The following is a 26,331-nucleotide window of genomic DNA, read 5'->3' on the forward strand; positions in this document are numbered from 1 at the left end:
CAAGAAGCGACAGAGACAGAAGCCCCTACTTTCTCATTGACCACCACTGGCTGTTAAACCTCAAGCAGACAATCCAATCGTTAAGACAAAAAGTTTTTGTTCGATCGTCCGGTCTATTATTAGCATACTCGGCTCTATTCTAAATTTTTAGGAGGGGTGATATGCCACAATTTATAGAACAAACTCTCAACCTTGCCCCCTTTAGCTGGGCAGGCCTCGCGGTATGTATGCTGTGTGGTTCGTTAATCGGCATCGAAAGGCAAACCCGCGGTAAACCCGTTGGAATACGAACCTCAATTTTGATTATCAGCGGTACTTATTTCTTTCTCACCATGGCGATTAGCTTATCTCCTAACACGCTCGATCAAGCCCGTGTGCTTGGTCAGATAATAACGGGGGTCGGGTTTCTTGGTGCAGGAGTAATGATGACATTGGATGGTAAGATTCATGGCGTCACGTCTGCCGCGATCATCTGGGTGCTGGCGGCTTTGGGGATGATGATAGCCTTAGGGCACCTATCTCAGTCTGTTATCATCACGCTAATGGCGCTGGTTATCTTGCTTGGTGTCGATAAGGTAGAAAACAGCTTCCAGAGCCTGCGTCGTGGTGTGCATCAGAAATGGATGAACAAGGGCCGCATCAAGAAATAGCGTCGCATCTTAGAGGCATTGCTATCGCAGAACGTATTTCATCTTAGAGGCATTTCTTAAGTGGCACCTTTTAGATAAAAGAGCGCTTAGGCTTAGATAGTCGATAGTCGATGTTAAATACATAGAAAGAAGCCTAGTCAAACGACTAGGCCCTCATTGGTTCTCACAAACTGCTCACTGCGAATTAAAACACGTGAATACACACTTGATTCTTGCCCGCGGCCTTCGCCTTATAAAGCTGCTCATCCGAAGAACGAATGCTCTGGTTTTCCCACAAGTGACCAACACTGTCGAACTTATACAAAGAGTAGAGCGTTGCTCCCCCTGAAACAGAAATATTCACCTTATCCCCCGTCGGACATCGGTAACTTTGCAGGCTAATGTCGTTTTGAATCCGTTGAAAAATCGATGACAGCAATTCAGATGATTCTCCCGTGATCGCGACAACAAACTCTTCACCACCAAACCGAGCGACAATGTCTTGCTGCCTAACACTGTTCATCATCAACTTGGCGACATGGCAAATCACTTCGTCCCCGACCTTATGCCCGTGAACATCATTGACCACTTTAAAATCATCAATATCGAAGACACCCACACCAATGATTGGCTCTTCGTCTTGCGCCAGCAACCGAGCTTCAAAACCGCGTCGATTCAATAGGCCAGTGAGTGGATCATGCATTGCTAAGTTATTTAAACGATTGTGTTCTTGTTTGGTATAAAATCGCCACAGCCATAAGGCGGAAACCACATACAAAGCCAAAAGTATCGATAACTGAACTCTTTCCATCTCCAATACATGCAAAAAGTGCTCACTCTTGTCTTCTTCAATACTGAGATAGAGCTGAGTATTGATACCATCGACATACAAAGGTCGCGAATGGGTAAAGTCCATGAAACCGTATTTGTTTGCTCCGCGAGTGCTCGTCACCTTATAACCATGTTTAGGGTTCGACACTAAATTCGCAACATAGCCATCAATACCGAGTACCCCTTTAAATTCCCCATCAACATAGATGCCTTTGGTTAGCGTCACGACTTTTTTACCCGTCAGGTAATCATCGTATTGCCCGGTATACACCACTTGATCTTGTCCCTGAGCTAAGCCAAAACGCACCGTATTCACCCAGTACGGGCGGCTATTCACCACAGAATCGAAGGTATCCCCTTTAATCGTGCTGGCAAAATCCGAAGGCGAAGAGATGATGAATTTATCTTTCGAAATAAAGTAAATCGCAGAGATGGTATCAATGGTATTGGCAAAATAAGCCATGGTTGGAGCGATGAATAAACGCTTACCCGCTTCAGCACTAAGCACTGATTTAGGATCACACATCTCGCGAGGGCCAGAGAACATAAAATCAAAACGTGGGGCTTGTTGCTCCTCACTGATGAAATAGCACGTTTCTCCCTCTACCTTTTTGCCATGCGAGAACACATACGTATCGCCGTGCAGTGGGTAGAGCGCAGTAATGTTGTACTCAAGCGCATTAATGATCTGTGTGAGTTCCGCTAAAGAGCGTGTCACGCCTTGGTTTTCGATTCCATACTGTTTATCTGATTCTTCCGCTGAATCAACGAGCAATATACTCAAAACGACTAAAAAACTGGCGGTAAGGCTTACGAAAGCCTTTTTAAAATCGATGGTATGGTGTTTTATCAAAGCATATAAGTCGACGTTGTTATTTTAGCGCACATTGTACTTATAAGTAGAAATACTGCAATAGGGAATATAAAACCAAGCGCCTATTGAGTCAGATGAGGAGTATGGGTTAGAAGTGGAAGTGGAATTGAAGGTGAAGCTAAACTGAGACTGAGACTAAACGGAAACGGAAACTAAAAGTAATAACGCCTAAACAAGAGTTTAGGCGTTAAAAGGCTTGGCTACGTTTTACTTAGCAAAGTTCACAATCGGGAAGCACGGGAAGAAACCGTTGTCAGCACAGTTGATCAGACCAACTTGTACGCCCTCGATTTTTTTAGTTTTGTTGAAGATACCAACCTGAACCGTAGACACTTCAGAAAGGTTTGCGGCACCAACATCAACCAGAGTGTCGCCTTCCGAGTAGTTTACAAAACTCACGTTCGCGCCTTTCACATCGTTAGTGATGTTAACGGCACCCAAGTTCAAACCTGTGGTTTTTCCTGGGTTCCAGTTGAATATACCCAGTGAAGCACCGGTCATTTCTTGGTTTACTTTATGCGCACCAAAAATACCCAAGTTTACACCTGTCGTCGTTTGCGTCTCAGACATACCAACAATAGCAAGATCGACACCTTTAAGGTCGTTTACTTGTCCGTGAAGTAAAGCCAAGCGCACACCACCAACCGCATCGGAATCTGGTGCGTTAAAGCCGTTGATCGTTGAAAACATAACAGGCGAAGAAGCAAATGCTGCTGGCGCCATGACCGCTGCAGAAACAGCAAGTACCGAAAGTAGTTTTTTCATTGGGAAGTCTCCACTGACTTATTGTTAACTTGATTAATCCATTTTCAATCAAGCATTTATTATCCTTTACTCAACAGCTATCCATGTTAAATCAATGTCATAACTGTACTGTTGAATATAGGCCTAAAAAACAACAAAGGGCAATGAAAGTTCACACAGTCTACTCAAGTGTCGCATACAGCAATCTTCTCAGTTACGCTTTCTAGATCCTAAGTTACCTTCTTTAGAGCCTAAGTTACGCTCTTTAGATTCTCAGTTAACTTCTCTAGACCTTAAAAAACTCCAGCTCTTTTTTCTGCTCTACCGCCAGTTGAGATAACTCTTTGGCCGCTTGTTGAGTTTGATGAATACCCGATACATTTTGGTTCACTAGGTCAAAGGCATTGTTTGTATTCAATGCTATACGCTCAGTTAAACTAAACTGCTCTTGAGAAGTGCTTGTCACTAGCGTATTAATTTCAGAAATAGATTGCACAGACTGTTCAATATGACTGAATGATTGCTGGACATTTTCTGACAATGTCACCGACTCTTGGATCTGCTCAACATTGCTGATCATGTTGTCGTTGGCTTTTTCTGATTGAGCTTGAAGCTTGGTAATAATATCTTGAATGCTCTTCGTTGAATCTTGCGTCTTAGATGCAAGGTTACGAACTTCGTCAGCAACAACGGCAAAACCACGTCCGTATTCACCCGCTCGTGCCGCTTCAATGGCTGCATTCAAGGCCAGCAAATTCGTTTGATCAGAAATGGTACTGATCACGGCCGTCACTTCACCAATATCCATCGCATTTGTTTTAAGATCGACAATCATACTGGCGGTTTGTTTTACAGAGTCATTAATCTTATGGGTAAGCTCAATAGACTCCTCTAAGGTTTGGTTACCTTTAAAGACATTATCAATCGCTTTTTTAGCCTCTTGCTCGGCATGAACAGCGTTTGATGTTACTTCTTTTGATGTGCTTGATAACTCGCTAATCGCATTAGAGATTTCCTCAACTTGCGTCAATTCATGTTGAGCATTGTTCGCGGTATCAACCATCACCCCAGTCAACTGCTCAGCTGACGTGGCAACTTGTGTTGAAATCCCTCGGCTGCTTTTAATGACAGTACTCACCTTATCATTAAGGATAATTAACGAGCGATAGATGCCAACGGCCTCTTCTGGTTTGATAAAGCGTTGGGATAAATTACCTTCAGAGATTTTCTTGATCATTTCAGAAATCTCCCATGGTTCACCACCCAAAGAAGCTCTGAAACTGCGTTCAATAATAAAGCCGACGAATAACGACATCGTCAATGCAATCGCAGTCAGCAACAGCATCAACTGTTGAAAGTCACCCGCAACAATTCGAGCCTCAGAGGTTAACTTTTGGCTTTGTTCTTCTTGGTAATCAATAAATTCGTTGATGGCAGCAAGCCATTGAATAAAAGCAGGTCGAGCTGAATCAAGGATAGAATCGGTCATTACAGTACCCGACTTCTTATCCCTAATAATCTCATCAACCAAGGGTAAAGTGTATTGTTGTACCTTATCGATTTTCGCAAGAATACGTTGTTCATCGGCCGTAAACACCTCACCTTGCGAACGCATTTGGTTCATTTGAGCTTCAGATTCACGATAAAAAGCTTCGAGCTGCTTAACTTCTTGCTCTAGAAGAGAAATTTCTTGAGAGGTTCTGGCTATCGCAATATCACGAATAGTAATCGCGCGGTCATGAACACTGCCACGGTAGTTAATGGCATAACGCTGCTTAAGTGAGTTTACATCGGTAATTTCCGTCAGGGTCTCATCGATGAAGTTAACTTTTTGAATACCTAATACTGTTAAAAGCATCATAAGAAAAAGCGTCGTGCCAAACCCAATAGCCAGCCTCGCTTTAATGGTGAGTTTTGATAGATTGTCCAACATATGATCTCTTTTTATATTAATTCAACGTTAAGGTACGAATACCGCACTTAAGCATCACCCGTACTTATAAATATCAGCAAGTATCTGGCTCCAAGCTATAATATAAAGAAATCGTAAGGACTAATACATAGTTAAAATTCACTGACTTAAAACTCTCTAGATTCCCACTATTTAACCCAACAGCATAAGCTAAAAATAACAGGCTTTTATGCTGATTCACGGACAGCGGCCTGGCATAATTTAGCACTATCCAAAAAGATAAAGCCCCCATAACATCTGCTCCTTGAAGCAGTCATTATGGAGGCTATTGAGAGAGACACTGAGCCTCTCCTATATCGACAAACGAGTCCGCTAATCGAAAAAGTATTTGCCTTCAAAGTTCGATACAGATAACGGTTTGGAGTAATAGAAACCCTGCAAGCGTGTCACTCCGACCTCTTTACATATGGCATCATGAATATCCGTCTCTATCCCTTCTGCGACCGTTTCGTATTCTAAGCTGTGTGAGAAAGCACAAATTGCCGTAAAAAGTTGCCTTGGTTTTGTCAATTCAATACGCTCAACGAAAGAGCGATCGATTTTGATCACATCAATCGTGTAATCCTTCAAATGAGACAGTGAGGAGTAACCGGTTCCAAAATCATCCACTGCGACTTTCACACCTAAGTCACTGATTTTCTGCAAAGCTTCAGATGCCCACTCGCCAGAAATAAGATTACTTTCCGTAATTTCAAACTCCACATTTGAAGCTGGAATTTCATAAATATTAAGAAGGTTTTTAACTTTTTTCGCTAAAAAACGGTCGGTTAACTGACTTGGAGATAAGTTAATCGCTAATGTAAAATCATCTCTCAACGTTTTCTCATTCAGCCAATATTGTAACTGTTTCAAAGCCGTTTCGATGACCCAAAAACCGATATCGACAATCATCCCAGTTTCTTCTGCAACAGGAATGAACCTGTCTGGCGGAATCATTCCTAACTTCGGATGTTTCCAACGCAACAAAGCTTCTGCCCCTATTAGCTTCATATCCGCATTAAACTGAGGTTGGTAATAAAGCTCCATCTCGTTCTTTACTAGAGCTCGCTTCAGGTGTCTTTCAAGCTCTGCTCGGCGATTCATTTGATCATGAAATGCTTTTGAATAAAACTGGGCCTGATTTCTTCCCTTATCCTTAGCACGATACAAAGCAATATCAGCGCATTTTCGTAACTCAATAGAGTTCGATGCACATTCTGGAAAGCTTGCAATACCCACACTAACCGTTAAATCTAATAACTCTCCGTCCACACATATCGAAGAACTAAACTCAGACATGAGTCGGTTGACCATTTTTTGGACGTACTGCTTATTATTTCCGATAGGGAATAATAGTGCGAATTCGTCCCCCCCCAATCGGCATAAAATATCATTGTATCCGACGCAGCGGTTAAGCTTACTGGCCACCTCTTTGAGGGCGCCATCTCCTAAGACATGTCCGTGGCGATCATTAACATCTTTAAATTTATCGACATCAATCAGCATTAAGACAAACGAAGAGTTATCTTTTGCTGAGGAAAGCAGTTGTTTGGTTAAACGCTCTTCAAAGAAGTGGCGATTATTCAAACCCGTTAAACTATCGCGCTCTGCTAATCGCTTTAGCTCGGTATGCGTCTCCAGCACTTGTTGCTCGAGTTGATGGCGTTCAGACGCAATAACAATCGCTCGTCTCAGCCTTACCGCCGTAACTTCACTTTTCATAATGAAGTCCTGAGCGCCTGATTCAATGCATTTCAGAGCGATCTCTTCATCGTCATTGTGGCTCAACATAACAATCGATGTAGAGAAATCATTTTTCGCGCGCAGTTCGATTAACAATTCAAAACCGTCGGTTGGAGGAAGTTGATAATCCAGTAAAATGACATCAAATTGTTTCTGAAATGCCAACTCTAGACCTTTAACGCCGGTATCGGCAGTCTCAATAGTCGCTAGAGGTAAGTCTGTATTTTTCAACGTCCTGACAATAGACAAAGTATCTACCTGATCATCATCAATGATCAATACCTTCATTTGAGCCCCCTTGGCTTTAGCATTTTGGTAACTCAACAATGTTCCAATAGTTCTCTAGAAAACGAATAAGTTGTTTGTAATCTTGGTTAGATGAAGACTTCACAATGTAACCAGCAATATTTTTCTTGTAGGCTGCAGAGATTTCTTCATCAAGTTGGGAAGTCGTGAGTACAAAAACCACAATGTCACTCAAATTCGAATCCGACCGAATGGCAGATAAAAACTCCATGCCATTCATTCGCGGCATGTTTAAATCCAGAAGCACAATAAAAGGCCGAGCAATGGCATCGTTTTTAAGCACTTCTAATGCCTCTAATCCATCACGAGTTCGATGGATTGGATTAAGCAAATTGAATGACTTCAATGAACGCTGAATTCCGATGGCATCAATATCATCGTCTTCAACTAAAAGAATACTGACGGTTTTCATATAGTTATGATTCATATGATCTCCTTTTTTTCTAATAACTCTTCTGTGGGCCAGGTGAAAACAAAAGAACACCCACCTTGTGAATTAGAGTGTAATTCGAAATGGCAGCCGTAAAGCTCCAAGGTTTTTTTGATGATAGACAAGCCCATACCACTTCCTTCGACGCTATCGCGAGGTTGTAGTGTGTGGAATAACTCAAACACCTTGTCATAGAGTTCAGTTGGAATTCCTGGCCCATCATCTTCGACACAGAACTTGTAATGGTCACCTTGATAAACACCAGAAACCTTAATATTGGCGTGTGCTTTATCGTGGTGTTTAATCGCGTTGGACATTAAATTTCGCAATATTAAATCTAGCGGGACGACCAACGTACGAAACGGGCCAATGCTATCGTCACAAATAAGCGTCGCCTTATTATTCATATTCAATAACTCGAATGTCTCTTGGACATTGCTCGCTAAAGAGAACTCTTGAATCTCATTCTTTTTTCTACCAACTCTAAAATACGACAATAAGTCATCGAGCAATCGCTCCAACCTGACAACTCGCCCCTGCAAAAGGCGACTATAATCCTTTGTTTCAGGGGTTAGGTGCTCCTCAATGTCTTCATTGATCCATGACACCAATTGCGAGATCCCTCTCAGAGGTGCTTTCAAATCGTGCGATGCGACGTAAGCAAACTGATCGAGATCTCTATTCGCTCTTTCTAGAGCAAGATTTCTTATTGCTAAATTTTCTGAGGCTTTTTCTAGGCTATCCGTTCGCTCTTGCAAATCTCGACTTAACTTTCTTGCATAGCCTTGGGCTTTCTCTTCCCCGTTACGCAATATCATAAGAATGGCAAATAGCATGACATTAACGAGTAGGCCGAACATCAGGATCAATGTTGGTTGATTACTATGCTGCTGAGCTTCAAATAAAGGTGAAGACTGAAAATCAAAGAGCCACCTTCTCCCATACATATTGACTTCCAACTGTTCATCGAACATAGGTTGATGGTTCAGGGCTTCACGAGAATTTGTAAGCTCATCGTAGAGTGAAATATTGTCATCATGGATACTGAAATTGATAAGACGATTAACATCCTCAAGCGTACCGTTCATTAAATGTTGAACAATAAAAGGGGCATAAACTAACCCCAAAAAGCCATCACTTTCATCACCATAATATTGCGGGACTTTTCTCTTATCGAACCATGGAACATAAAAAAGAAAACCAGGTGTTTGCTTAGAATCTTGAACCAAGGTTATTGGCCCTGTAATTTGAGGAGTTCCCTTTGTTCGAGCTAGCCTTGCTGCCGCATATCGATTATTTTCATGGGCCATATCCAGACCAACCGCTGCTCGGTTCTCTTCTTCTGGTTCAATGTACGTAATAGGCCAATAATCTTTGGCGATACGAATTGGGTGCATGTCATACGAAGGAAAGCTTTGTTGTTGCCAAGTAAGATAACTCGTCACTTTTTTCTGAGGGACGTAATGAATCACACCTATCCCGCTCACTCCAGGGAAGTGGGATGATATATCAAACTGACTAGCAAACGTTTTCCAACTCTCTCGATTAACCGGGGCCGAAAACATATGGATAGCTGATACGCCCGCGGTCAATGCTTCTTCATATTTGCTCATCCTATCTTGAACAAGCCCGAGTAATTGACTCACTTGAAAATCAAATTGAACTTGAGATTTTTGATGTGTTTGATGAAGAGTAATTTGCCAAGCGGTAATAGTTAGGATTAGAGAGCAGACGAGAACAAGCCAATGAAGCCAAGATAAAGCGGTTGACGACTTTTTGATAAAAGTAAGCATCCTTAACCTATTGCACAGAGTGCATAATAATATCGAATAACCCTGACGCTAACTTTTATCTAACGAAATGTAAATACTATATTTACATTCTTCACGTCACTGCTCTAAATTACATATTATACAGAATGACAACCCTAGATTTAATCGCTACTTAAAAGCTCAGAACGGTTTCTGCCGTTATTTTTTGCGCGATACAAAGCTGTATCCGCTTCTTTTAACGTGACCCTAATGGATTGCTCCTCACCGCCCCAAAAAGCGACGCCAATAGAAACAGTGACACCTCCTACATTGGCAAATTCATATAACTCGACCTTTTTACGTAACCGTTCTGCAAATTTAAAAGCATCTTGAATATCGGAATTGAGCAGAAAAATAATAAACTCTTCCCCACCAGAACGAAACAGCAAGTCTTGATCTCTAGATTGCTCTTTCATCAATTGTGCAAAGCTTTTTAATAAATCATCACCAGTATCATGGCCAAAGTTATCGTTGACCGATTTAAAAAAGTCGATGTCCAATGCGAGAACAGAAAATGGGATAGCCTGATGTTGTAATTGATCAACGGCTTTATCTAAACCTCTCCTATTTAACAAGCCCGTCATCGAATCCGTTAAACTTGCCGTATGAAGCGAGTCAATCGTTTCAAACGCGATCCCAAAGGCCTTGATAAAGCTGCTCTTCAGTTGTGATGCTTCAAAATACCAAGAGTGAACTTGCTTTACATTATTCACCGTATTTGAGTTACGATCACTACCTGTAACCGCCAGTGCTAACTGTCTTAATGGTTTAGAGATAAAGCTAGAAAATACCCAAATAAACATTAACGTCAACACCCCAACAGGAATCGTCGTTACAAACACCTCTTTCATTTGTTGATTAACCATAAGTAGAGTACTTTGCTTCGATTTCTGCGCAACCACTCCCCAACCAGCCTGAGAGACCGGGGCGTACCCTGCCAACATTTGAATACCCAAAGAGTTCACAATATCTAGACTGCCACTTTCGCCTTTTGACACAGTATTAATTGCGCGGTTGTTTGTGATTATTTGGCCGATCCTTGACTCATTTGGGTGATAAATCAACGTTCCATGACGATCCACAACGTAAAGGTAAGAGCCATCCACGTAACTATGTTCATTCAATAATTTCCCTAAGATATTCTCAGCTTCTAGATAAATAGTGCCACTGATGTAGCCGAGATACTCTCCCTGATTCGAAAAAATAGGGTACGACAGACTAATAAGATAGTTACCTGCGGGAGATACGAAAGGGTCCGTCACCAAAGGGGCTTGGGCTTTTAGAGATTGGAGTGAGTTTTCATTCGTTAACTTAATCCCTTTCACTTTCACTGTCTCTGGAGAGACCGCCGTAATTACACCATTAGAATTTACAACGACAACGGAGTTAAACAACTTGGTTTGATTTTTGAGTCGTTTCGTTTCTTCTGTCAACGCACGCTGATCATTGGTGCTGTCGGATAGAGCTTTGGCGCTGTATTGGAGCTGGGTCATCGCGGAATCAAGAAAAACATCCGTCATTTCTGCCATCTTTTTGGCATAAACTCGGTTCGACTCTAGTGTCGTATTGATGATGATATCTCGCTGCACTTGATAGAGTGAATAGAAAGCGTTTAATAACGTAACCATTGCAGAAAATACACACAAGACTAGAATTAATTTTCTCAAATTAACCTTTTCTAACATTGTTTTTATCCATTTCTTACCGCTATATTTTGCGCAACATTAACATTTAAAATTAGGACTTTCAGCCTATTCCTCATCGAAGTTGGAATATAGTTCATAAGCTAAATTTATTATCTACACTCATCACGACTTATATTGTGGTCACTACAAAGAAAATCGTAGTCATAAAAAAGAAATTTTTGACCATAAAAAAAGATTAGACAGCCCCAACCTCCCCTATTGCGATAAAGCAAAGCCAGTTTAAATTAATATGAACAACTCTAAGTTGTGATACTTAACACTTAATATACAGAACTAAATCCCTTATTTGACCTAAGAAGGGTGCACTAATCCTTATTACCTCTTATTTTCAATGGTTAATATAATGCGAATTTGCAAAACAACATCCTGAATGAGGCGTATTATTCCAGATCGACTTAACGGCCGAATACCATTAATATATTTAAGGTCTTACTGCTGCATTCAGCGTGGATATTTACGACATACAAACAGCTAGACAAAAAACAAACAAGAACTGGCTTACTATTGGCAGCGGTGATAAGTTATGTAACGTGTTACTTATATTTACCCTCCAAACCAGTATATTGTTTTGAGTGGTTAAATATCTAATCACGGGTCATCATGTTCGAAAACGCTTTGAAGGAATACATCAACGCCCAAACATGATTCACGACCAGAACAAAGCAATTGATGAAAAGGATAGACATTGTATTGCAACCCAAATATCACCTTAGTTATCGATATGTCCTTGGCGTAGAGGTATTTGCATGACGAAACTAACGATCAATTCCACCTACGGGATCGCCATATTAAAAGACTTTCATTTGGTGCATGCCGATGACAATTATGCGCATATTTTCGGCTACAAATCCGCTCAAGAATTAATGTCAAGTATTGACTCTATACTTGATCTTATTGTCCCGGACCACCATCAAAGTGCAAAAGACAATTATTACCAACAAGTCGAAAGGCGCGCCAACCCTCGCGGGCGCACCTTTACTAACCGCGACCGTTTTGGGCGTGAGTTTACGGCCTTCACTATCGACCATGTCATAAAATGGAAAGGCGAACCCGCACTTCAAGTCACCTTGATTGATTTGTCTGTCCAAGAGCAAGCACTGAAGCAGTTAGAGCATAATAAACTTCAATATCAACGCTTAGTCCTGTCGTCATTGCAAGGCATTAGTGTGCATCGTAATTTCAAGCCCATTATGGTCAACCAGGCATGGGTGGACTTGATGAAAGCCCCTTCCATTGAATTCGTCTTAGAGAACGTCTATTTATTGGATTTGATATACGATGATCAAAAAGAAGAAGCCATAGCTCGCTATCAAAACTTAATTTCTAGCAGTCTCCCTGGCGCACATAATGTGATCAAAAATATCTGCTTTGATGGTAAAGAACGTTACTTTAGCATCTATGATAATGCCATTGAGTGGGATGGTGAGATGGCTGTCCAAGCCGTGATTGAAGACATTACCGACCGAGTTGAACTCGAAAAAGAACTGGCTTATAAAGCGTCACACGATTCACTGACCGGCCTTCTCAACCGAGACGCCATCTATCAGTGGGTAGAAGCGCAAGCTCACCAACAAAATACACTGGTTTGTATGATGCTTGATGTCGATGACTTTAAATCCGTCAATGATCAACATGGACACTTAACGGGTGATGCCATGCTCCGCAACATCGCCAACTTATGTAAACAAGTGGTATCAAACCATGGCGTGACGGGACGCTGGGGCGGTGAGGAGTTTGTTATTTTCTTGTCCAATGTGCGTCTTTCTCAAGCCATTGAACTTGCTGAAGAGCTTCGCCAACGCTGTGAATCTTTTGTTTGCTCAACCGCAGAAGAGAACGTTCAACGTACCGTCAGTATCGGGGTCAGTGTGTGCCAAGAGGATATCTCACTTGCAGAGAAGTCCCAAAACACAGGTCAGCTCCAAAAAACAGAGAAGCCCCAAAACGAAGATCAGGTCCAGAAATCCGATCAGGTTCAGAAAGCAAATCAGCTGATTAAGCACCTTGTTTCTCTCGCCGATAAATTTTTGTACCAAGCAAAATCGCAAGGGAAGAACAAAGTGGTCACCGCTAGTAATCTTGACTCATAGCGTTGTGCACAATAAAGCTTCCTAAGCGGTGCTCTGAATGCAGTATCCTTCCGGTCAAATATGCAGAGTTTTCACGCCGTTTTTGCCGTTTCTCTTAATTTGATACATGGCCAAATCAGATTGCTGGTACACGTCATCAAAGTGATGCTCACCTTGATTAAAGAAGCACACACCAATACTCATGCCGATGGCGACGTCCGTCAGCATTCGATTGCTCTCAGTTACAGCCGTTTGCAACAACTCTTCACAAAAGTGCGTGACTTGATCGGGTTCCGTCTCAGGAAATAAAATGACAAACTCATCTCCGCCAATCCGCCCGATTTGCGCCGGTTCAGAGGATGGTTTAGCTAAATCAGAAGCTTGCGGAGCTAAATCAGAAACTTGCGGAGCTAAACCAGAAACTTGCGAAGCTAAACCAGAAACTTGCGGAGCTAAACCAGAAGCTAACGAAGCTGCATTTGAAGCTAGCGTGACCAAGCGCTGAGCAATAAAACTCAGCAACTGATCGCCCTTCTGGTGGCCTAAAGTGTCATTGACCGCTTTAAAGTTGTCGATATCAATAAAGATCATCGCCGCTCGAACTAACTTATCTGCGCTTTTCATTTCACGAAAACGTTGTTCGATAGCTTGTCTATTGAGTAACCCCGTCAACCTATCGGTAGAGGCCAAGGCCGCCAATTGTTGTTCAAAGCGTTTTTCTTGCGTGATATCGATGTGCGTACCCATAATCCTAAGCGGTACTCCATTGCTATCAAACTCGACCACACGACCTCTGTCGTACACATAGCTATCACTGCCATCTTTATGAGTCATTCGGTAAACAACTTCATATAAGTCACTGCTTCCTGACAGGTGATCTTCAAAAGCTTTCATGGCCTGCTGATAATCATCAGGGTGTAAGTTATTTTTCCAAGTTTCAAACGTCGCAGTCAGCTCATGCGGTTGGTAGCCGAGCATTTTTCCCCAATCCATATTAAAGATAGTGAGCTTTCCTGACGGAACATGATGCTCCCATAGACACAACCCATTACTGTCGAGTGCGGCATTCAACTTTTCTTGCAGGCGAGCATTGCTTCGCTTGAGCTCAGCATTCTCTTTTTCGAGTCCTGCAATTTTCTTTTCGAATTCGGCAATGATGTTCAAATCGGTTTGCATGATCTTGACAACAATTGTGGAAGTGGCATTTTAATATAAAGAAAAAAATCGCGGGTTTCTATGCTCTTAGTAACACATCTAATTTTAATGTCTTACTCTTTATTGGCCAGATCTCACGTTATCGAAGGTGCGACTTTCCAATACGGATGAATAACCTTAGTGCTTTCATTGGCATCGCTCACACTTATACTCATATCACTCTCATATCAAATTCATACTCATACTCAAGCAGACTGAAACACACCGATGTGCCCCTCTTAAACATTGATTGCAAATGTGTATAATTGTGTCAAAGTCATGCTGAGCAATATATCAACTATTTTTCTGTTTAAATAAGGTCCGCGGTGTTTTTTACTAAGAAGCAAAAACCAGAGATAAAACCTAGCCATTCCGACAATATCTACCAGTCCTTAAAAAAGCATGTTGCATGGATCGAGTTTACCCCTGAGGGCGTTATTCAAGATGCCAGTGCGCCCTTTTTAACGCTTGTCGGGTACTCATTAGATGAGATCAAAGGACAACACCACAAGATATTCTGCACTGATAGCTATGTCCGCTCTTCGCCTTATCAAAGCTTTTGGCGAGAGCTTGCCAATGGCATCTCAAAAGAAGGCACGTTCGAGAGAGTAAATAAGCAAGGTGACACGGTTGTTCTAGAAGCGACCTATTTACCGATCAAAGATTCAGATGGTCGTGTCACTGGCGTAGCAAAACTGGCTTCTGATATCACAGAGATCAACGACCAAAACAAAAAAAATGATGCGCTGTTCTCTGCCTTAGACAAGTCACAAGCGATTATTGAATTTGATCCTGAAGGAACAATACTGACCGCCAACTCAAACTTTTTAAATACGTTGGGTTACAGAGAAAACCAGGTGGTCGGTAAACATCATCGCATGTTCTGTTTTGAGGAGTTCTATAGTAATAACCCTCACTTCTGGCAAGAATTACAAAAGGGACAGCTAAAATCAGGCTTGTTTCAGCGTCGCAGTTCTAATGGATCCAGTATTTGGATTGAGGCCAGCTACAACCCCATCATGAATGAAGCAGGCAAGGTCGTGAAAATCGTCAAGCTTGCCAGTAACATAACGGATCGCATTGAACGCAGCCATGCGATCGCTGAAGCTTCAGAGGTGGCCTACTCAACCTCACTAGAAACCGCGCAAATAGCCCTTGAAGGCTCTAAGCTGCTTACCGATTCGGTCGAGGTTTCTTTAACGGTATCCCAAAAAGCGGCCAGTACCTCTCAAAAGGTGCATTCACTCAATGACAGCTCGAAAAGCATTCAAAACATTGTCGCTACGATTCAAGAGATCGCAGATAGAACAAATTTATTGGCACTCAACGCTGCTATCGAAGCCGCAAGAGCCGGTGAGTATGGAAGAGGCTTTGCCGTTGTCGCTGACGAAGTAAGACAACTCGCGTCCCGAACTTCAGACTCGACTAATGAGATAATCAAAGTTGTAGAAGAAAACCAGAAGCTCATCAACGAAGTGACCACCATGATGGCTGAAATGTCGTCCATTACGGAAGAAGGCAATGCCAAAATTACCCAAGTCTCGACCGTTATGGATGAGATCCATAAAGGTGCAGAGAATGTTTCGAGCACGGTGATGAATCTTTCTAATAGCCAACAGTAATCAACAAATTAGCGATAGATACATTAGCTTAGCGATAGATAGATTCACTTAGCGATAGAGCAATTCACGACGTGATAAGCCCGCAAGCAGGTCGCTCCGTGTTAACTCAGCCTTGAATAACCATAAACTTTGGAACTGAAACCTTGTCATTAAAGGCAAAGAAAGGATCCGAACCGTGGTTGATACATCGAATAGAGTTGTGCATTTTATTGGATTTCTTACTTGTTGGATGTCTTATTTGTTGGGTGTGTTAGAAAATAGAAACTAAAAAAACCCCGTAAACACAACGTTTACGGGGCTTTTCAGACTTTATAGGATTAAGTCAGGGGGATGATTACATCATGCCGCCCATACCACCCATACCGCCCATGCCACCCATATCAGGCATTGCAGGAGCTGAATCTTGAGGCTTGTCAGTGATCATCGCTTCTGTTGTGATCATAAGACCAGCAACTGATGCTGCGAACTGAAGTGCAGAGCGAGTTACCTTAGTTGGATCTAGGATACCCATTGCAATCATGTCGCCGTATTCGCCAGTCGCCGCGTTGTAACCGTAGTTACCTTCGCCAGCACGAACGTTGTTAGCAACAACAGACTCTTCATCACCTGCGTTCTTCGTGATTTGACGGATAGGCGATTCCATTGCACGTAGTGCAACACGGATACCTACGTTTTGCTCTTCGTTGTCGCCTTCAAGGCCAGCAACTTTAGATGCAGCGCGGATAAGTGCAACACCACCACCAGCAACCACACCTTCTTCAACGGCAGCGCGAGTTGCGTGAAGTGCATCTTCAACGCGGTCTTTCTTCTCTTTCATCTCAACTTCAGTTGCAGCGCCCACTTTGATTACTGCAACACCGCCAGCTAGCTTAGCTACGCGTTCTTGAAGTTTCTCTTTGTCGTAGTCAGACGTTGCATCTTCGATTTGTTGACGGATTTGAGAAACACGACCTTGGATCATTGTTTCTTCGCCCGCGCCATCGATGATGGTTGAGTTTTCTTTAGTGATAGTTACACGCTTAGCTTGACCTAGGTCTTCTAGCGTTACTTTCTCTAGGTCTAGGCCGATCTCTTCAGAGATAACCGTACCGCCCGTTAGGATAGCGATATCTTGTAGCATAGACTTACGACGGTCACCGAAACCAGGCGCTTTAACAGCCGCGACTTTCACGATGCCACGCATGTTGTTCACAACAAGCGTTGCTAGCGCTTCGCCTTCTACATCTTCAGCGATGATAAGAAGTGGACGAGATGCTTTTGCTACTGCTTCTAGAGTCGGAAGAAGCTCACGAATGTTCGAAATTTTCTTGTCGATAAGAAGAATGAATGGGCTTTCTAGATCAACAGAACCCGCTTCTTGGTTGTTGATGAAGTAAGGAGATAGGTAACCGCGGTCGAACTGCATACCTTCAACTACGTCTAGCTCGTCTTGTAGAGCCTGACCTTCTTCAACAGTGATAACGCCATCACGGCCTACTTTTTCCATCGCTTCAGCAATGATGTTACCCACTGTTGCGTCAGAGTTTGCAGAGATAGTACCTACTTGCGCGATAGCTTTCGTATCTGCACATGGAACAGAAAGGTTCTTCAGCTCTTCAACAGCCGCGATAACCGCTTTGTCGATGCCGCGCTTAAGATCCATTGGGTTCATACCCGCAGCAACCGCTTTTAGGCCTTCAGCGATAATCGACTGAGCTAATACTGTTGCTGTTGTTGTTCCGTCGCCCGCCGCGTCATTCGCTTGCGAAGCCACTTCTTTAACCATTTGTGCGCCCATGTTTTGGAACTTGTCTTCAAGTTCGATTTCACGTGCAACTGAAACACCATCTTTAGTGATAGTCGGTGCGCCAAATGATTTGTCTAGAACAACGTTACGGCCTTTAGGACCTAGTGTTACTTTTACTGCGTCAGCCAGAACGTTTACACCTTCTAGCATTTTAATACGTGCGTCATTACCAAATTTAACGTCTTTAGCAGCCATCTTAATTTCCTTTCAAATTCTTTGTTTCGGGGCGTCTCAGCGTTATCGCGTCATTCTGAACAGTGAGGGACGAACGTGATTCAGAATCTACTCAAATCGCACTCTGTTTAGATTCCAGATAATTCGTTCCTCATTTCTGGAATGACGATATGAATCATCCAATACTGGCTCTGATAACTTTTACTGAGAGTTAAATGAAAAATAGATTACTCGACGATCGCCATGATGTCGTTTTCAGACATGATCAGAACTTCTTTGCCGTCGATTTTTTCAGTTTTCGTGCCGTAACCTTCAGCAAAGATAACGGTATCGCCAACTTTTACGTCCAACGGTTGCACTGAACCGTTTTCTAGAATGCGGCCTTTGCCAACAGCTAGAATGATACCGCGAGTCGATTTTTCTGCGGCAGAACCAGTTAGAACGATGCCACCAGCAGATTTAGATTCAACTTCTTGGCGCTCAACGATAACTCGGTCATGTAGAGGACGGATATTCATCGGTCTTATCTCCTGATAATTTCCATTTAAATTTTGATAGTTGCCACGATTAGCGTGGGTCAAACAATATGTTGGGGACAATGTGATGAATCCCAAGGGGGTAACGAAAAAATTGTGAGCTAAAGTGCAGATTCTCACCCCTCATCTTTCCCTGCTTTTCGTTTACTCGTATCCCGCATCTGTTTATCCTACGGTTTTAGTTTCAATCGGCGTTTTACATGCAAGATAAGCACGGGCTATTAACCGCCCCTATTGAGAGTACATTGCGTACCATGACCATACCGACCATATTCGGTATGGTGGCGATCTTGATGTTTAATCTCGTCGATACTTTCTTCATCTCATTGCTCGGCACCCAAGCCTTAGCCGCGGTGAGTTTTACCTTTCCAGTCACCTTTGCCATCAACTGCATCACCATGGGGATTGGTATTGGCTTATCGACATGTATCGGTCGATTGCTTGGCCAAGGCAGCGCACAAAATGCAGCACGCTTTACCTGTCATGGCTTATTGCTGGCTCTGCTTCTGGTCGGCTGCGCGTCTACGCTAGGTATTATCGCCTTAGAACCTATGTTTACCCTGTTAGGGGCAAAGCAAGAGTTGTTGCCGCTGATATCGGAATACATGTCGGTGTGGTATCTCGCGATCCCATTGTTGGTGATCCCCATGGCAGGCAACAGCGCGATTCGAGCGACCGGTGATACGAAAACACCCGCCAAGATCATGCTACTGGCAGGCCTTATCAATGGCGTTTTAGATCCGCTACTCATCTTCGGGTATGGGCCTTTTCCTGAACTGGGGATTCAAGGCGCTGCGATTGCCAGTGGTTTCAGTTGGTTTGGTGCTTTGTGTGGCTCACTCTACGTATTGATGGTGCGAGAAAAACTGCTTGCGCCGCCTAAGCTGACAAACATCGTCAGTGACTGGCGACAGATCTTAAAAATAGGCACCCCAGCGGCTCTGTCTAACGCTCTGAACCCACTTGCTGGCGCTATCATCATGATGATGTTGGCCAAGCAAGGGACTGAAGCTGTAGCAGCGTATGGCGCAGCCCAACGTATCGAGTCCATTCTTATCATTGTGTTGATGTCTCTTACTTCGGCTCTTACGCCTTTCATGGCGCAGAACTTTGGCGCAAACAACCCTCAGCGCAGTTTTAAGGCCCTGTTTCTAAGCATGCGCTTTGCCCTACTATTCCAAGGGTTGGTCTTCTTAATGATGGTGCCACTGAGCATCCCTTTGGCCGCTTTGTTCTCTCAAGAAGAGTCGGTGCGAGGCATATTGTGGCATTACCTGCTAGTCGTGCCCTTTAGCTATGGGTTCCAAGGCATTGTGATGATGTTGATCAGCGGCATGAACGCGATGCACCAACCACTTAAAGCCTTCCAATGGAGCTTCATGCGCCTGTTTGTTTTTACCTTACCCTTTGCGTGGATAGGCAGCCAAATCGACGGCGTAGAAGGGCTGTTTATTGGTTTAGCACTCGGCAATGTTCTGGGGGGTATATCCGGGTATTGCTTTGCGCTTCGTGTTAGAGCTCAAGCCAATGCGGAATGCGAGTAACCGAAATACGAAGGCTTTAAAGTAACAGCAGATAGAAGACTAGAAGACTAGAAGACTAGAAGAAGGAATATGACATGGAAGACACCACTTACAAAATGCTCTACAACGCGCCAATTGGAAAAATGGTCATCATAAGCAATGGCGATGCAATCATTGAAATTGACCATCTCAATACCGAACCAGAGCTGACTGAAAACCCCGACTCGTTATGCCTTGAAACCGCTCGCCAACTGGACGAATACTTTGCAGGCCAACGCACCAGCTTTGACTTACCTTTAGAACCCAAAGGTACCGATTTCCAACGCAAAGCCTGGGTCGCCTTAACCAGTATCCCTTATGGCGAAACCATCAGCTACGGTGAACAAGCAAAAAGAATGGATAACCCGAAAGCCGTAAGAGCGGTTGGCGGTGCGAACGGTAAAAACCCGTTTAGCATTGTTGTCCCCTGCCATCGAGTGATTGGGGCGAACGGTACATTAACGGGCTACACCGGCGGCATGAGCCGCAAAGAATGGTTGTTGAGCTTTGAGTTAAAAATGGTAAACAGCGAGCTGAAAATGATAAACAGCGAGCTAAAAATGGTAAACAGCGAGCTAAAAATGATAAACAACAAGTAATAGCAGGCAACGAACTAAAAATGGCAAACAACGAGTAATGGCAAATAAACAGGTAGCCGAATAAACCAAGATAGCTATTTAAGTGCGCTTAAAATCTTCGCGGCAGCCCTTTAAACCTTCGCAACAGTCCTTTAAATCTTCGCGAGAGCCCTTTAAACCTTCGCGACAGCCCTTTAAATCTTAGCAACGGCCATAGCAGAACGTTGTTTTTTCGCCAGCCATAACCCACCAACGATAAGAACAAAAAACAAAACATGCAGCCATAATTTTGGTCCGACATCGGTGTTCAGTGCAGATAACGAACTGATAGACGGAGATTGTTTTGTCGTCACAAGTTTCACTACCCATTCATTGGCTGGCGTTGCAATCAGCGTGGTTATCCAACCCAATACGGCGATTTGGATGAGGTTGACGGAAAGCGATGAATTGAAGATAAAAATAAGGTTCGAAAGAAAGGCATAGCACAATGAAACGCCAACATGCACAACCCACGACAACACCAGTGCACTCGTTGGATCGTAGCCTCCTAACGTCACGTATGCAGCGGCGTGTCGAGATGTCAGGGTCGACATACCAAACAAAGGCTGAATCAAGATAAAAGCGATACTAGCCATCAAGCCGATAACAAGTGTCATGATAAGTGTCATGATAAGTGTCTTTTTATTCATATTTTTAACTTCCAGTAGAGAAATAGAACCACTTGAATAGAAAAACACACCAAGGTTTATCGCGTTTATCTTCATCAAATCAATCATATTAAGCCGTATTAAGCTGCATTAAACCAAAATTTGATTTAAAGCTTGAACGACCGTTCAATAATTGGCAAATTAGCACTAACAAAATGGATGTGCAAGGTTTTGTTCATTTGCTAAACAATGGGGGATGAATAGATTTCGCTTTGATGTTTATTAGAAGGTTCATGTTTATAAGCAGACTCATGCTTATGATCAGAATCAGACTCATCAAGGTCGGGGCCGGCCGCCTTGGCCATGAAATAGAAGCAGGAAAAAGCTTGAGAACAAGGCTGCTTTTTCGACAAGAAGTTTCGATAAGTAGTGATTCTACAATCAAAAATTCTCACGACGTTATCGAGGTTTTTAACAAGCCAGGGGGGCCCGTGATTTACTGCAATTGGTATAGCATTGGGTCAAAAAAAATCACAAAAAAAACGGCCACACTCGCGTGCAGCCGTTCTAGTATTCGATAAAAGTTAAAAAACTATTTATCTAAAACAGTCATTACTTAGCTACTTACTACTGACTATTTAACGATCACGTCACCTGACATTTCTGCTGGGATATCAATACCAGACAGAGAAAGCATTGTTGGTGCAAGGTCAGACAGCTTACCGCCTTCTTTGAACTCAACGTCTTTGTTACCTACATAGATAAGTGGAACAGGTAGGTTAGTGTGCGCCGTGTGGATGCCGCCCGTTTCTGGGTTTACCATCATTTCCGCGTTACCGTGGTCAGCAGTGATAAGCAGTTGGCCATCGGCTTCTTTGATTGCTTCAACTACTTTACCCAGGCATTCGTCTAGCGACTCTACCGCTTTAACCGCTGCATCGTAAACGCCAGTGTGGCCAACCATGTCACAGTTAGGGAAGTTACAAACGATAGCGTCGTATTTGCCGCCTTTGATTGCTGCAACCAACTTTTCAGTAAGCTCTGGTGCGCTCATTTCCGGCTGTAGGTCGTACGTTGCTACTTTTGGAGAAGCAACAAGCTGACGCTCTTCGCCTTCAAACTCGTCTTCTTTACCGCCGTTGAAGAAGAACGTCACGTGCGCATATTTCTCTGTTTCAGAGATACGTAGCTGCGTTTTGCCTTCTTTCGATAGCCATTCACCGTAAGTGTTCTCTAGAGAAGCCGGTGGGAATGCACAAAGCAGTGGAATGTCTGCTGCGTATTGAGTCAGCATCACAAAGTCGATTGCTGGGAATACGCTACGCTCAAAACCGTCGAAGTTAGGTACGAATGCACGAGTAATTTCACGCGCACGGTCAGCACGGTAGTTCATGAAGATAACCGCATCGCCATCAACGATAGCTGCAGACTCTTCGCCTTCCGCTTTGATTTCCGTCGCTTTCACAAACTCATCGTTTTCGTCACGAGCGTAAGCCGCTTCTAGGCCAGCAACCGCCGTGTCGAATGTGAACTCTGCTTTTGCTTGAGTCAGTAGGTCGTAAGATTCTTGAACGCGATCCCAGTTGTTATCACGGTCCATTGCGTAGTAACGACCAATAAGAGAAGCAACACGCCCTTTACCCAGTTTAGCGAACAACGCTTGGAAGCGAGCCAATGTGTTTTCTGCGCTACGTGGCGGCGTATCACGGCCGTCTAGGAATGCGTGTAGGTAGATTTTCTCTGCGCCACGTTCTGCTGCCATTTCAACAGCTGCGTAGATGTGATCTTCGTGAGAGTGAACGCCACCTGGAGACATAAGGCCCATGATGTGAACCGCTTTCTCCGCTTTTACTGCTTTATCGATAGCATTCACGAGTGTTTCAGTTTGACCGAATTCACCGTCTGCGATTGATTTAGTAATACGCGTTAAATCTTGGTATACCACGCGACCCGCACCGATGTTGGTGTGACCCACTTCTGAGTTACCCATTTGACCATCTGGTAGGCCTACATCTAAGCCAGAAGCCGAGATTAGCGTGTTAGGTTGGTTAGCAATAAGACCGTCTAATACTGGAGTATTAGCGTTTGCGATAGCGTTGTCTTGGTTGTCTTCACGGTAACCGTAACCGTCAAGGATCACTAGAGCCATTGGCTTCTTAGCTGACATAGGACTGACCTCGTTCAATTCAAAATAAATCGGTATAAAAACAAATTAGCGTAATTTTACTACAGTTTACAGTCAAAACTGTAGTGGAAGATCAAGAAACGTTTCTAGCGAGCCGAACTGAGATGAAAAAAAGCATCATTTGATGAGTTTCTTTTCTCACCTATGAATATTTATTTAGCGGGCTATCAAATCAAATCACAAAGAGTACGACACGATTACACCCAATATACCCTCAATCAACCCTTGAAGATTGGTAAAGGGACACGAACCACCTCTATCGGTTCATTCGTTCACGAATCCAAAAACGTCTGTTCACTAAAACAGTCAACTCGTGAGTCATTAGAAAAAGAAAAGGTTAAGTCTCAGCGACTTAACTTTTTTTACATAAATAAACAAAATGAATCATTAAACATTCATAAACAGATCAGACCATAGTCAACAGTATACATAACCAATTCGTTAGCGTATTATTTACGCAAATAAATTACCTACAATAAAAACTGGCTAGGATTCATCATGTTATTAGAGCTATCATTTGTTGGCTTCTTCTCCTTTTCCTCACTCTTTTTGATGCGAAAAGTCGCGAAAGCGGTAGGTTTAGTCGATAAACCAAATGAAAGGAAGTTACATAACGGCGCAATCCCACTTGTCGGAGGCATTGCGATCAGCTTATCGATCAGCCAGTACCTTGTTACCCACCCAGATGTCATCCCGCATAGTCAGGTCTTTTTGGCCTCTATCGCAGCGCTTATTGTTATCGGCGCCCTTGATGACAAATTCGATATCAGTTTCAAGATCCGCCTTATTGTTCAAGCCATCCTCTCCATTTGCATGATGTACTTTGCCGATCTTCGATTGGAAAACATCGGTAACCTTTTCGGGCTTGGCGATTTGCATTTAGGCTTTCTTAGCCCAGTCATCACTATTCTAGCGGTGATAGGCGCAATCAATGCCTTTAATATGGTGGATGGTATTGATGGTTTGCTCGGTGGGCTTGCTATTGTGACTCTGGGTGCTATCGCGATATTACTGCAAGTCGACAGTCAGCATGGCTTAGCATACCTGTGCGTGGTGTTTATTGTTGCGATTATTCCTTATATCTTAATGAATCTCGGTATTCTTGGGCGAGAACGTAAAGTCTTTATGGGCGATGCGGGTAGCATGATGATTGGATTTACCGTTATTTGGTTACTGCTCGGCGCAAGTCAAGATCCATCAGAATCACTGATGCGCCCTATTACCGCCTTATGGTTAATTGCAGTGCCGCTTATGGATATGGCCGCGATCATGTTCAGACGAGTAAGACGTGGCGTATCGCCATTCAAGCCCGACAGAGAACACTTACACCACATATTCCAACGCCTGGGTTGTACACCTCGCCAAACCCTCGCCATTATTTGTGCTATTGCCAGCAGCTTTGCAGGGTTTGGGATCTACGGTGAATTCTTAAAAGTACCGGAATCAACCATGTTCATCCTATTTCTGGTTTGCTTTGCTGCTTATACCGTAGCGATGAGTTATGTTTGGCGCATTACCAGTTGGGTTAGACGTTGTCGTAACCTTCCCGAAAAAGTGTATTAATGGCCTAGGTTCTTAAAAAAGAAGGTTCAAGAAAGAAGGCTCAAGAAAGAAGAGTCAATGAAGACTTTCAAGCGAAGAGGGTTATGAACCAAAAGATTAAACCTGAACTCACCAGATAAACGAAAAAGGGCCCAACCTCACAGTGAGGTTGGGCCCTTTCTAAATTTACCGTATTTTGCGCTACGCCATTTTATCGAACGACTCGCTTTTCTTGTTTCTCGCTTTCTAATTTTCTCATTTCTAGCTTTCTAGCTTCTTCCACTTTCTTACGATTTTCGCCATTTTAAAAGAGTGCGTCATCGCGTAAGTGTGGAACAAGAAGCACACCGTAATGGTGTAGAACATAATGTATTCTGGCACTTGGAAGTATTCACCTAATAAACCCAGGGTGGAATAAATCAACTGTACCGAACAAATCACAACGAGAGATTCACGTGGTGTAAAACCAATGCGTTGCATAATGTGATGGAAATGCTCTCGGTCAGGTTGGAACGGTGAATGCCCTTTTCGAATGCGACGGATCATAATGGCCATCATATCAATCAAAGGCACGGCAATTAACCACAATGCCGTCACCGGACGAATCGTATAGTGGCCGTGTTCAGGCTGTGTTCCTCGGATTAAAATCCAGATCACGAGAAAGCCGATCATCATGCTACCGGCATCCCCCATAAACACTTTACGTAGTTTGCCAAAATACCCCAAATTAAACAGCACAAAGGGAAGTAAGATAACCACCATCACTGCCATAAAGAAGGTATAAAACTCAAGACCATGGGCATAAAACACCACACCTAACGATGTAAAGACCACTATGCTTAAACCACCCAACAGGCCATCAATACCATCCACCATGTTAAAGGCGTTAATTGCACCAATCACAGCCAATATGGTAACAACATAATCGATGACAACCGGAAAGTCCCAAACACCAAACCCAAACGCATTACCAACATGAGAAAGCGTTAGCCCAGTATAATGCATCACGATCAGCGTTAAGATTGCTTGCACGCCCATACGCAGTTTAAAACTGATATCGAAGCGGTCATCAGCCACACCGATCAATACCAGAACCGCTAAACATGGCCCTATCACCCCAGCGTTATTGATCTCGGCAGCATTCAGGTAAAAGAAGTACAACAAGGTAATACAAAGAGATATACCGCCGACCAGAGGAACTACACCCTCATGATGCTTTCTGGCATTCGGTTTATCAACTAAGCCAATGGCGTAGCCGACTTTTCGCATACAATACAACACCGCAAGGGCAAGAAAGAAGAACATAGAGAGTTCAATAAGGTAATCAAACAGCGACATTGATTTAAGCCCTTTGGGTTATTAGATAAAGGTAATTCAGTAGAACGATGAAGCGACGACAATAAAAACTGCC

At 43.2% G+C, this 26,331-nt stretch carries 19 protein-coding genes; 6 read left to right on the top strand and 13 right to left on the bottom strand.

Annotated features, from left to right (window positions below; genetic code table 11):
• Positions 1-161: 161 nt before the first annotated feature.
• Positions 162-650 carry an MgtC/SapB family protein gene (locus IQO02_RS12840; RefSeq protein ID WP_016787276.1) on the top strand — a complete coding sequence of 163 codons (489 nt, stop codon included), beginning with the start codon at positions 162-164 and terminating at the stop codon, positions 648-650.
• Between the two features lie 184 nt (positions 651-834).
• Here the strand turns inward: IQO02_RS12840 and IQO02_RS12845 are convergent, their stop codons facing one another.
• From IQO02_RS12845 to IQO02_RS12875, 7 genes are all read right to left on the bottom strand, one after another.
• Positions 835-2,295 carry a sensor domain-containing diguanylate cyclase gene (locus IQO02_RS12845; RefSeq protein WP_081304418.1) on the bottom strand — a complete coding sequence of 487 codons (1,461 nt, stop codon included), beginning with the start codon at positions 2,293-2,295 and terminating at the stop codon, positions 835-837.
• 246 nt (positions 2,296-2,541) lie between these two features.
• Positions 2,542-3,099, bottom strand: coding sequence for a VC2662 family protein (locus IQO02_RS12850; protein WP_016787278.1), 558 nt, complete (start codon positions 3,097-3,099; stop codon positions 2,542-2,544).
• Positions 3,100-3,364: 265 nt separating this feature from the next.
• A complete protein-coding gene (locus IQO02_RS12855) occupies positions 3,365-5,011 on the bottom strand; it encodes a methyl-accepting chemotaxis protein (protein ID WP_010434020.1) in 1,647 nt (548 codons plus the stop codon).
• Positions 5,012-5,362: 351 nt separating this feature from the next.
• Complete coding sequence (locus tag IQO02_RS12860) at positions 5,363-7,060, bottom strand: GGDEF domain-containing response regulator (protein WP_029189233.1); 1,698 nt, start codon at positions 7,058-7,060, stop codon at positions 5,363-5,365.
• Positions 7,061-7,076: 16 nt separating this feature from the next.
• On the bottom strand, positions 7,077-7,505 hold the full coding sequence (locus IQO02_RS12865) for a response regulator (RefSeq protein WP_010434014.1): 429 nt from the start codon (positions 7,503-7,505) through the stop codon (positions 7,077-7,079).
• Positions 7,502-9,301 carry a CHASE domain-containing protein gene (locus IQO02_RS12870; protein ID WP_065099700.1) on the bottom strand — a complete coding sequence of 600 codons (1,800 nt, stop codon included), beginning with the start codon at positions 9,299-9,301 and terminating at the stop codon, positions 7,502-7,504. The genes IQO02_RS12865 and IQO02_RS12870 overlap by 4 nt, the downstream gene beginning before the upstream one ends.
• A gap of 140 nt (positions 9,302-9,441) precedes the next feature.
• Positions 9,442-11,004, bottom strand: a complete 1,563-nt coding sequence (locus tag IQO02_RS12875) for a sensor domain-containing diguanylate cyclase (RefSeq protein ID WP_010434009.1) — start codon at positions 11,002-11,004, stop codon at positions 9,442-9,444.
• A 767-nt stretch (positions 11,005-11,771) separates the two neighbouring features.
• Here IQO02_RS12875 and IQO02_RS12880 point away from each other — a divergent pair.
• Positions 11,772-13,115: a sensor domain-containing diguanylate cyclase gene (locus IQO02_RS12880; protein ID WP_065107161.1), complete on the top strand. Its 1,344-nt coding sequence runs from the start codon at positions 11,772-11,774 to the stop codon at positions 13,113-13,115.
• A 54-nt stretch (positions 13,116-13,169) separates the two neighbouring features.
• Here the strand turns inward: IQO02_RS12880 and IQO02_RS12885 are convergent, their stop codons facing one another.
• The gene (locus tag IQO02_RS12885) at positions 13,170-14,270 is read right to left on the bottom strand and encodes a sensor domain-containing diguanylate cyclase (protein ID WP_065099703.1); all 1,101 of its coding nucleotides are present in this window, start codon (positions 14,268-14,270) and stop codon (positions 13,170-13,172) included.
• A gap of 344 nt (positions 14,271-14,614) precedes the next feature.
• Here IQO02_RS12885 and IQO02_RS12890 point away from each other — a divergent pair, with 344 nt between their 5' ends.
• Positions 14,615-15,910, top strand: coding sequence for a PAS domain-containing methyl-accepting chemotaxis protein (locus IQO02_RS12890; protein WP_016795236.1), 1,296 nt, complete (start codon positions 14,615-14,617; stop codon positions 15,908-15,910).
• A 334-nt stretch (positions 15,911-16,244) separates the two neighbouring features.
• Here the strand turns inward: IQO02_RS12890 and groL are convergent, their stop codons facing one another.
• Positions 16,245-17,891: a chaperonin GroEL gene (gene groL, locus IQO02_RS12895; RefSeq protein ID WP_010433999.1), complete on the bottom strand. Its 1,647-nt coding sequence runs from the start codon at positions 17,889-17,891 to the stop codon at positions 16,245-16,247.
• Positions 17,892-18,097: 206 nt separating this feature from the next.
• Complete coding sequence (locus IQO02_RS12900) at positions 18,098-18,388, bottom strand: co-chaperone GroES (protein WP_010433998.1); 291 nt, start codon at positions 18,386-18,388, stop codon at positions 18,098-18,100.
• A gap of 218 nt (positions 18,389-18,606) precedes the next feature.
• Between IQO02_RS12900 and IQO02_RS12905 the strand changes: the two genes are divergently transcribed.
• Both IQO02_RS12905 and IQO02_RS12910 read left to right on the top strand, forming a co-directional pair.
• Positions 18,607-19,950, top strand: coding sequence for an MATE family efflux transporter (locus IQO02_RS12905; RefSeq protein WP_010433995.1), 1,344 nt, complete (start codon positions 18,607-18,609; stop codon positions 19,948-19,950).
• 74 nt (positions 19,951-20,024) lie between these two features.
• Entirely contained in the window at positions 20,025-20,567 is a 543-nt protein-coding gene (locus IQO02_RS12910) for a methylated-DNA--[protein]-cysteine S-methyltransferase (RefSeq protein ID WP_102282504.1), read from the top strand.
• A 173-nt stretch (positions 20,568-20,740) separates the two neighbouring features.
• Here IQO02_RS12910 and IQO02_RS12915 read toward each other — a convergent pair whose 3' ends face one another.
• Positions 20,741-21,322, bottom strand: a complete 582-nt coding sequence (locus IQO02_RS12915; RefSeq protein WP_193838564.1) for a hypothetical protein — start codon at positions 21,320-21,322, stop codon at positions 20,741-20,743.
• 505 nt (positions 21,323-21,827) lie between these two features.
• Positions 21,828-23,360, bottom strand: a complete 1,533-nt coding sequence (gene gpmM / locus IQO02_RS12920) for a 2,3-bisphosphoglycerate-independent phosphoglycerate mutase (RefSeq protein WP_016790150.1) — start codon at positions 23,358-23,360, stop codon at positions 21,828-21,830.
• Positions 23,361-23,876: 516 nt separating this feature from the next.
• Between gpmM and wecA (IQO02_RS12925) the strand changes: the two genes are divergently transcribed.
• Complete coding sequence (wecA, locus tag IQO02_RS12925; protein ID WP_016801067.1) at positions 23,877-24,941, top strand: UDP-N-acetylglucosamine--undecaprenyl-phosphate N-acetylglucosaminephosphotransferase; 1,065 nt, start codon at positions 23,877-23,879, stop codon at positions 24,939-24,941.
• Positions 24,942-25,181: 240 nt separating this feature from the next.
• Here wecA (IQO02_RS12925) and wecA (IQO02_RS12930) read toward each other — a convergent pair whose 3' ends face one another.
• Complete coding sequence (gene wecA / locus IQO02_RS12930; RefSeq protein WP_016799437.1) at positions 25,182-26,258, bottom strand: UDP-N-acetylglucosamine--undecaprenyl-phosphate N-acetylglucosaminephosphotransferase; 1,077 nt, start codon at positions 26,256-26,258, stop codon at positions 25,182-25,184.
• Positions 26,259-26,331: the final 73 nt, after the last annotated feature.

This window comes from Vibrio sp. OPT24 (genome assembly GCF_015163545.1).
Lineage (GTDB): Bacteria > Pseudomonadota > Gammaproteobacteria > Enterobacterales > Vibrionaceae > Vibrio > Vibrio cyclitrophicus.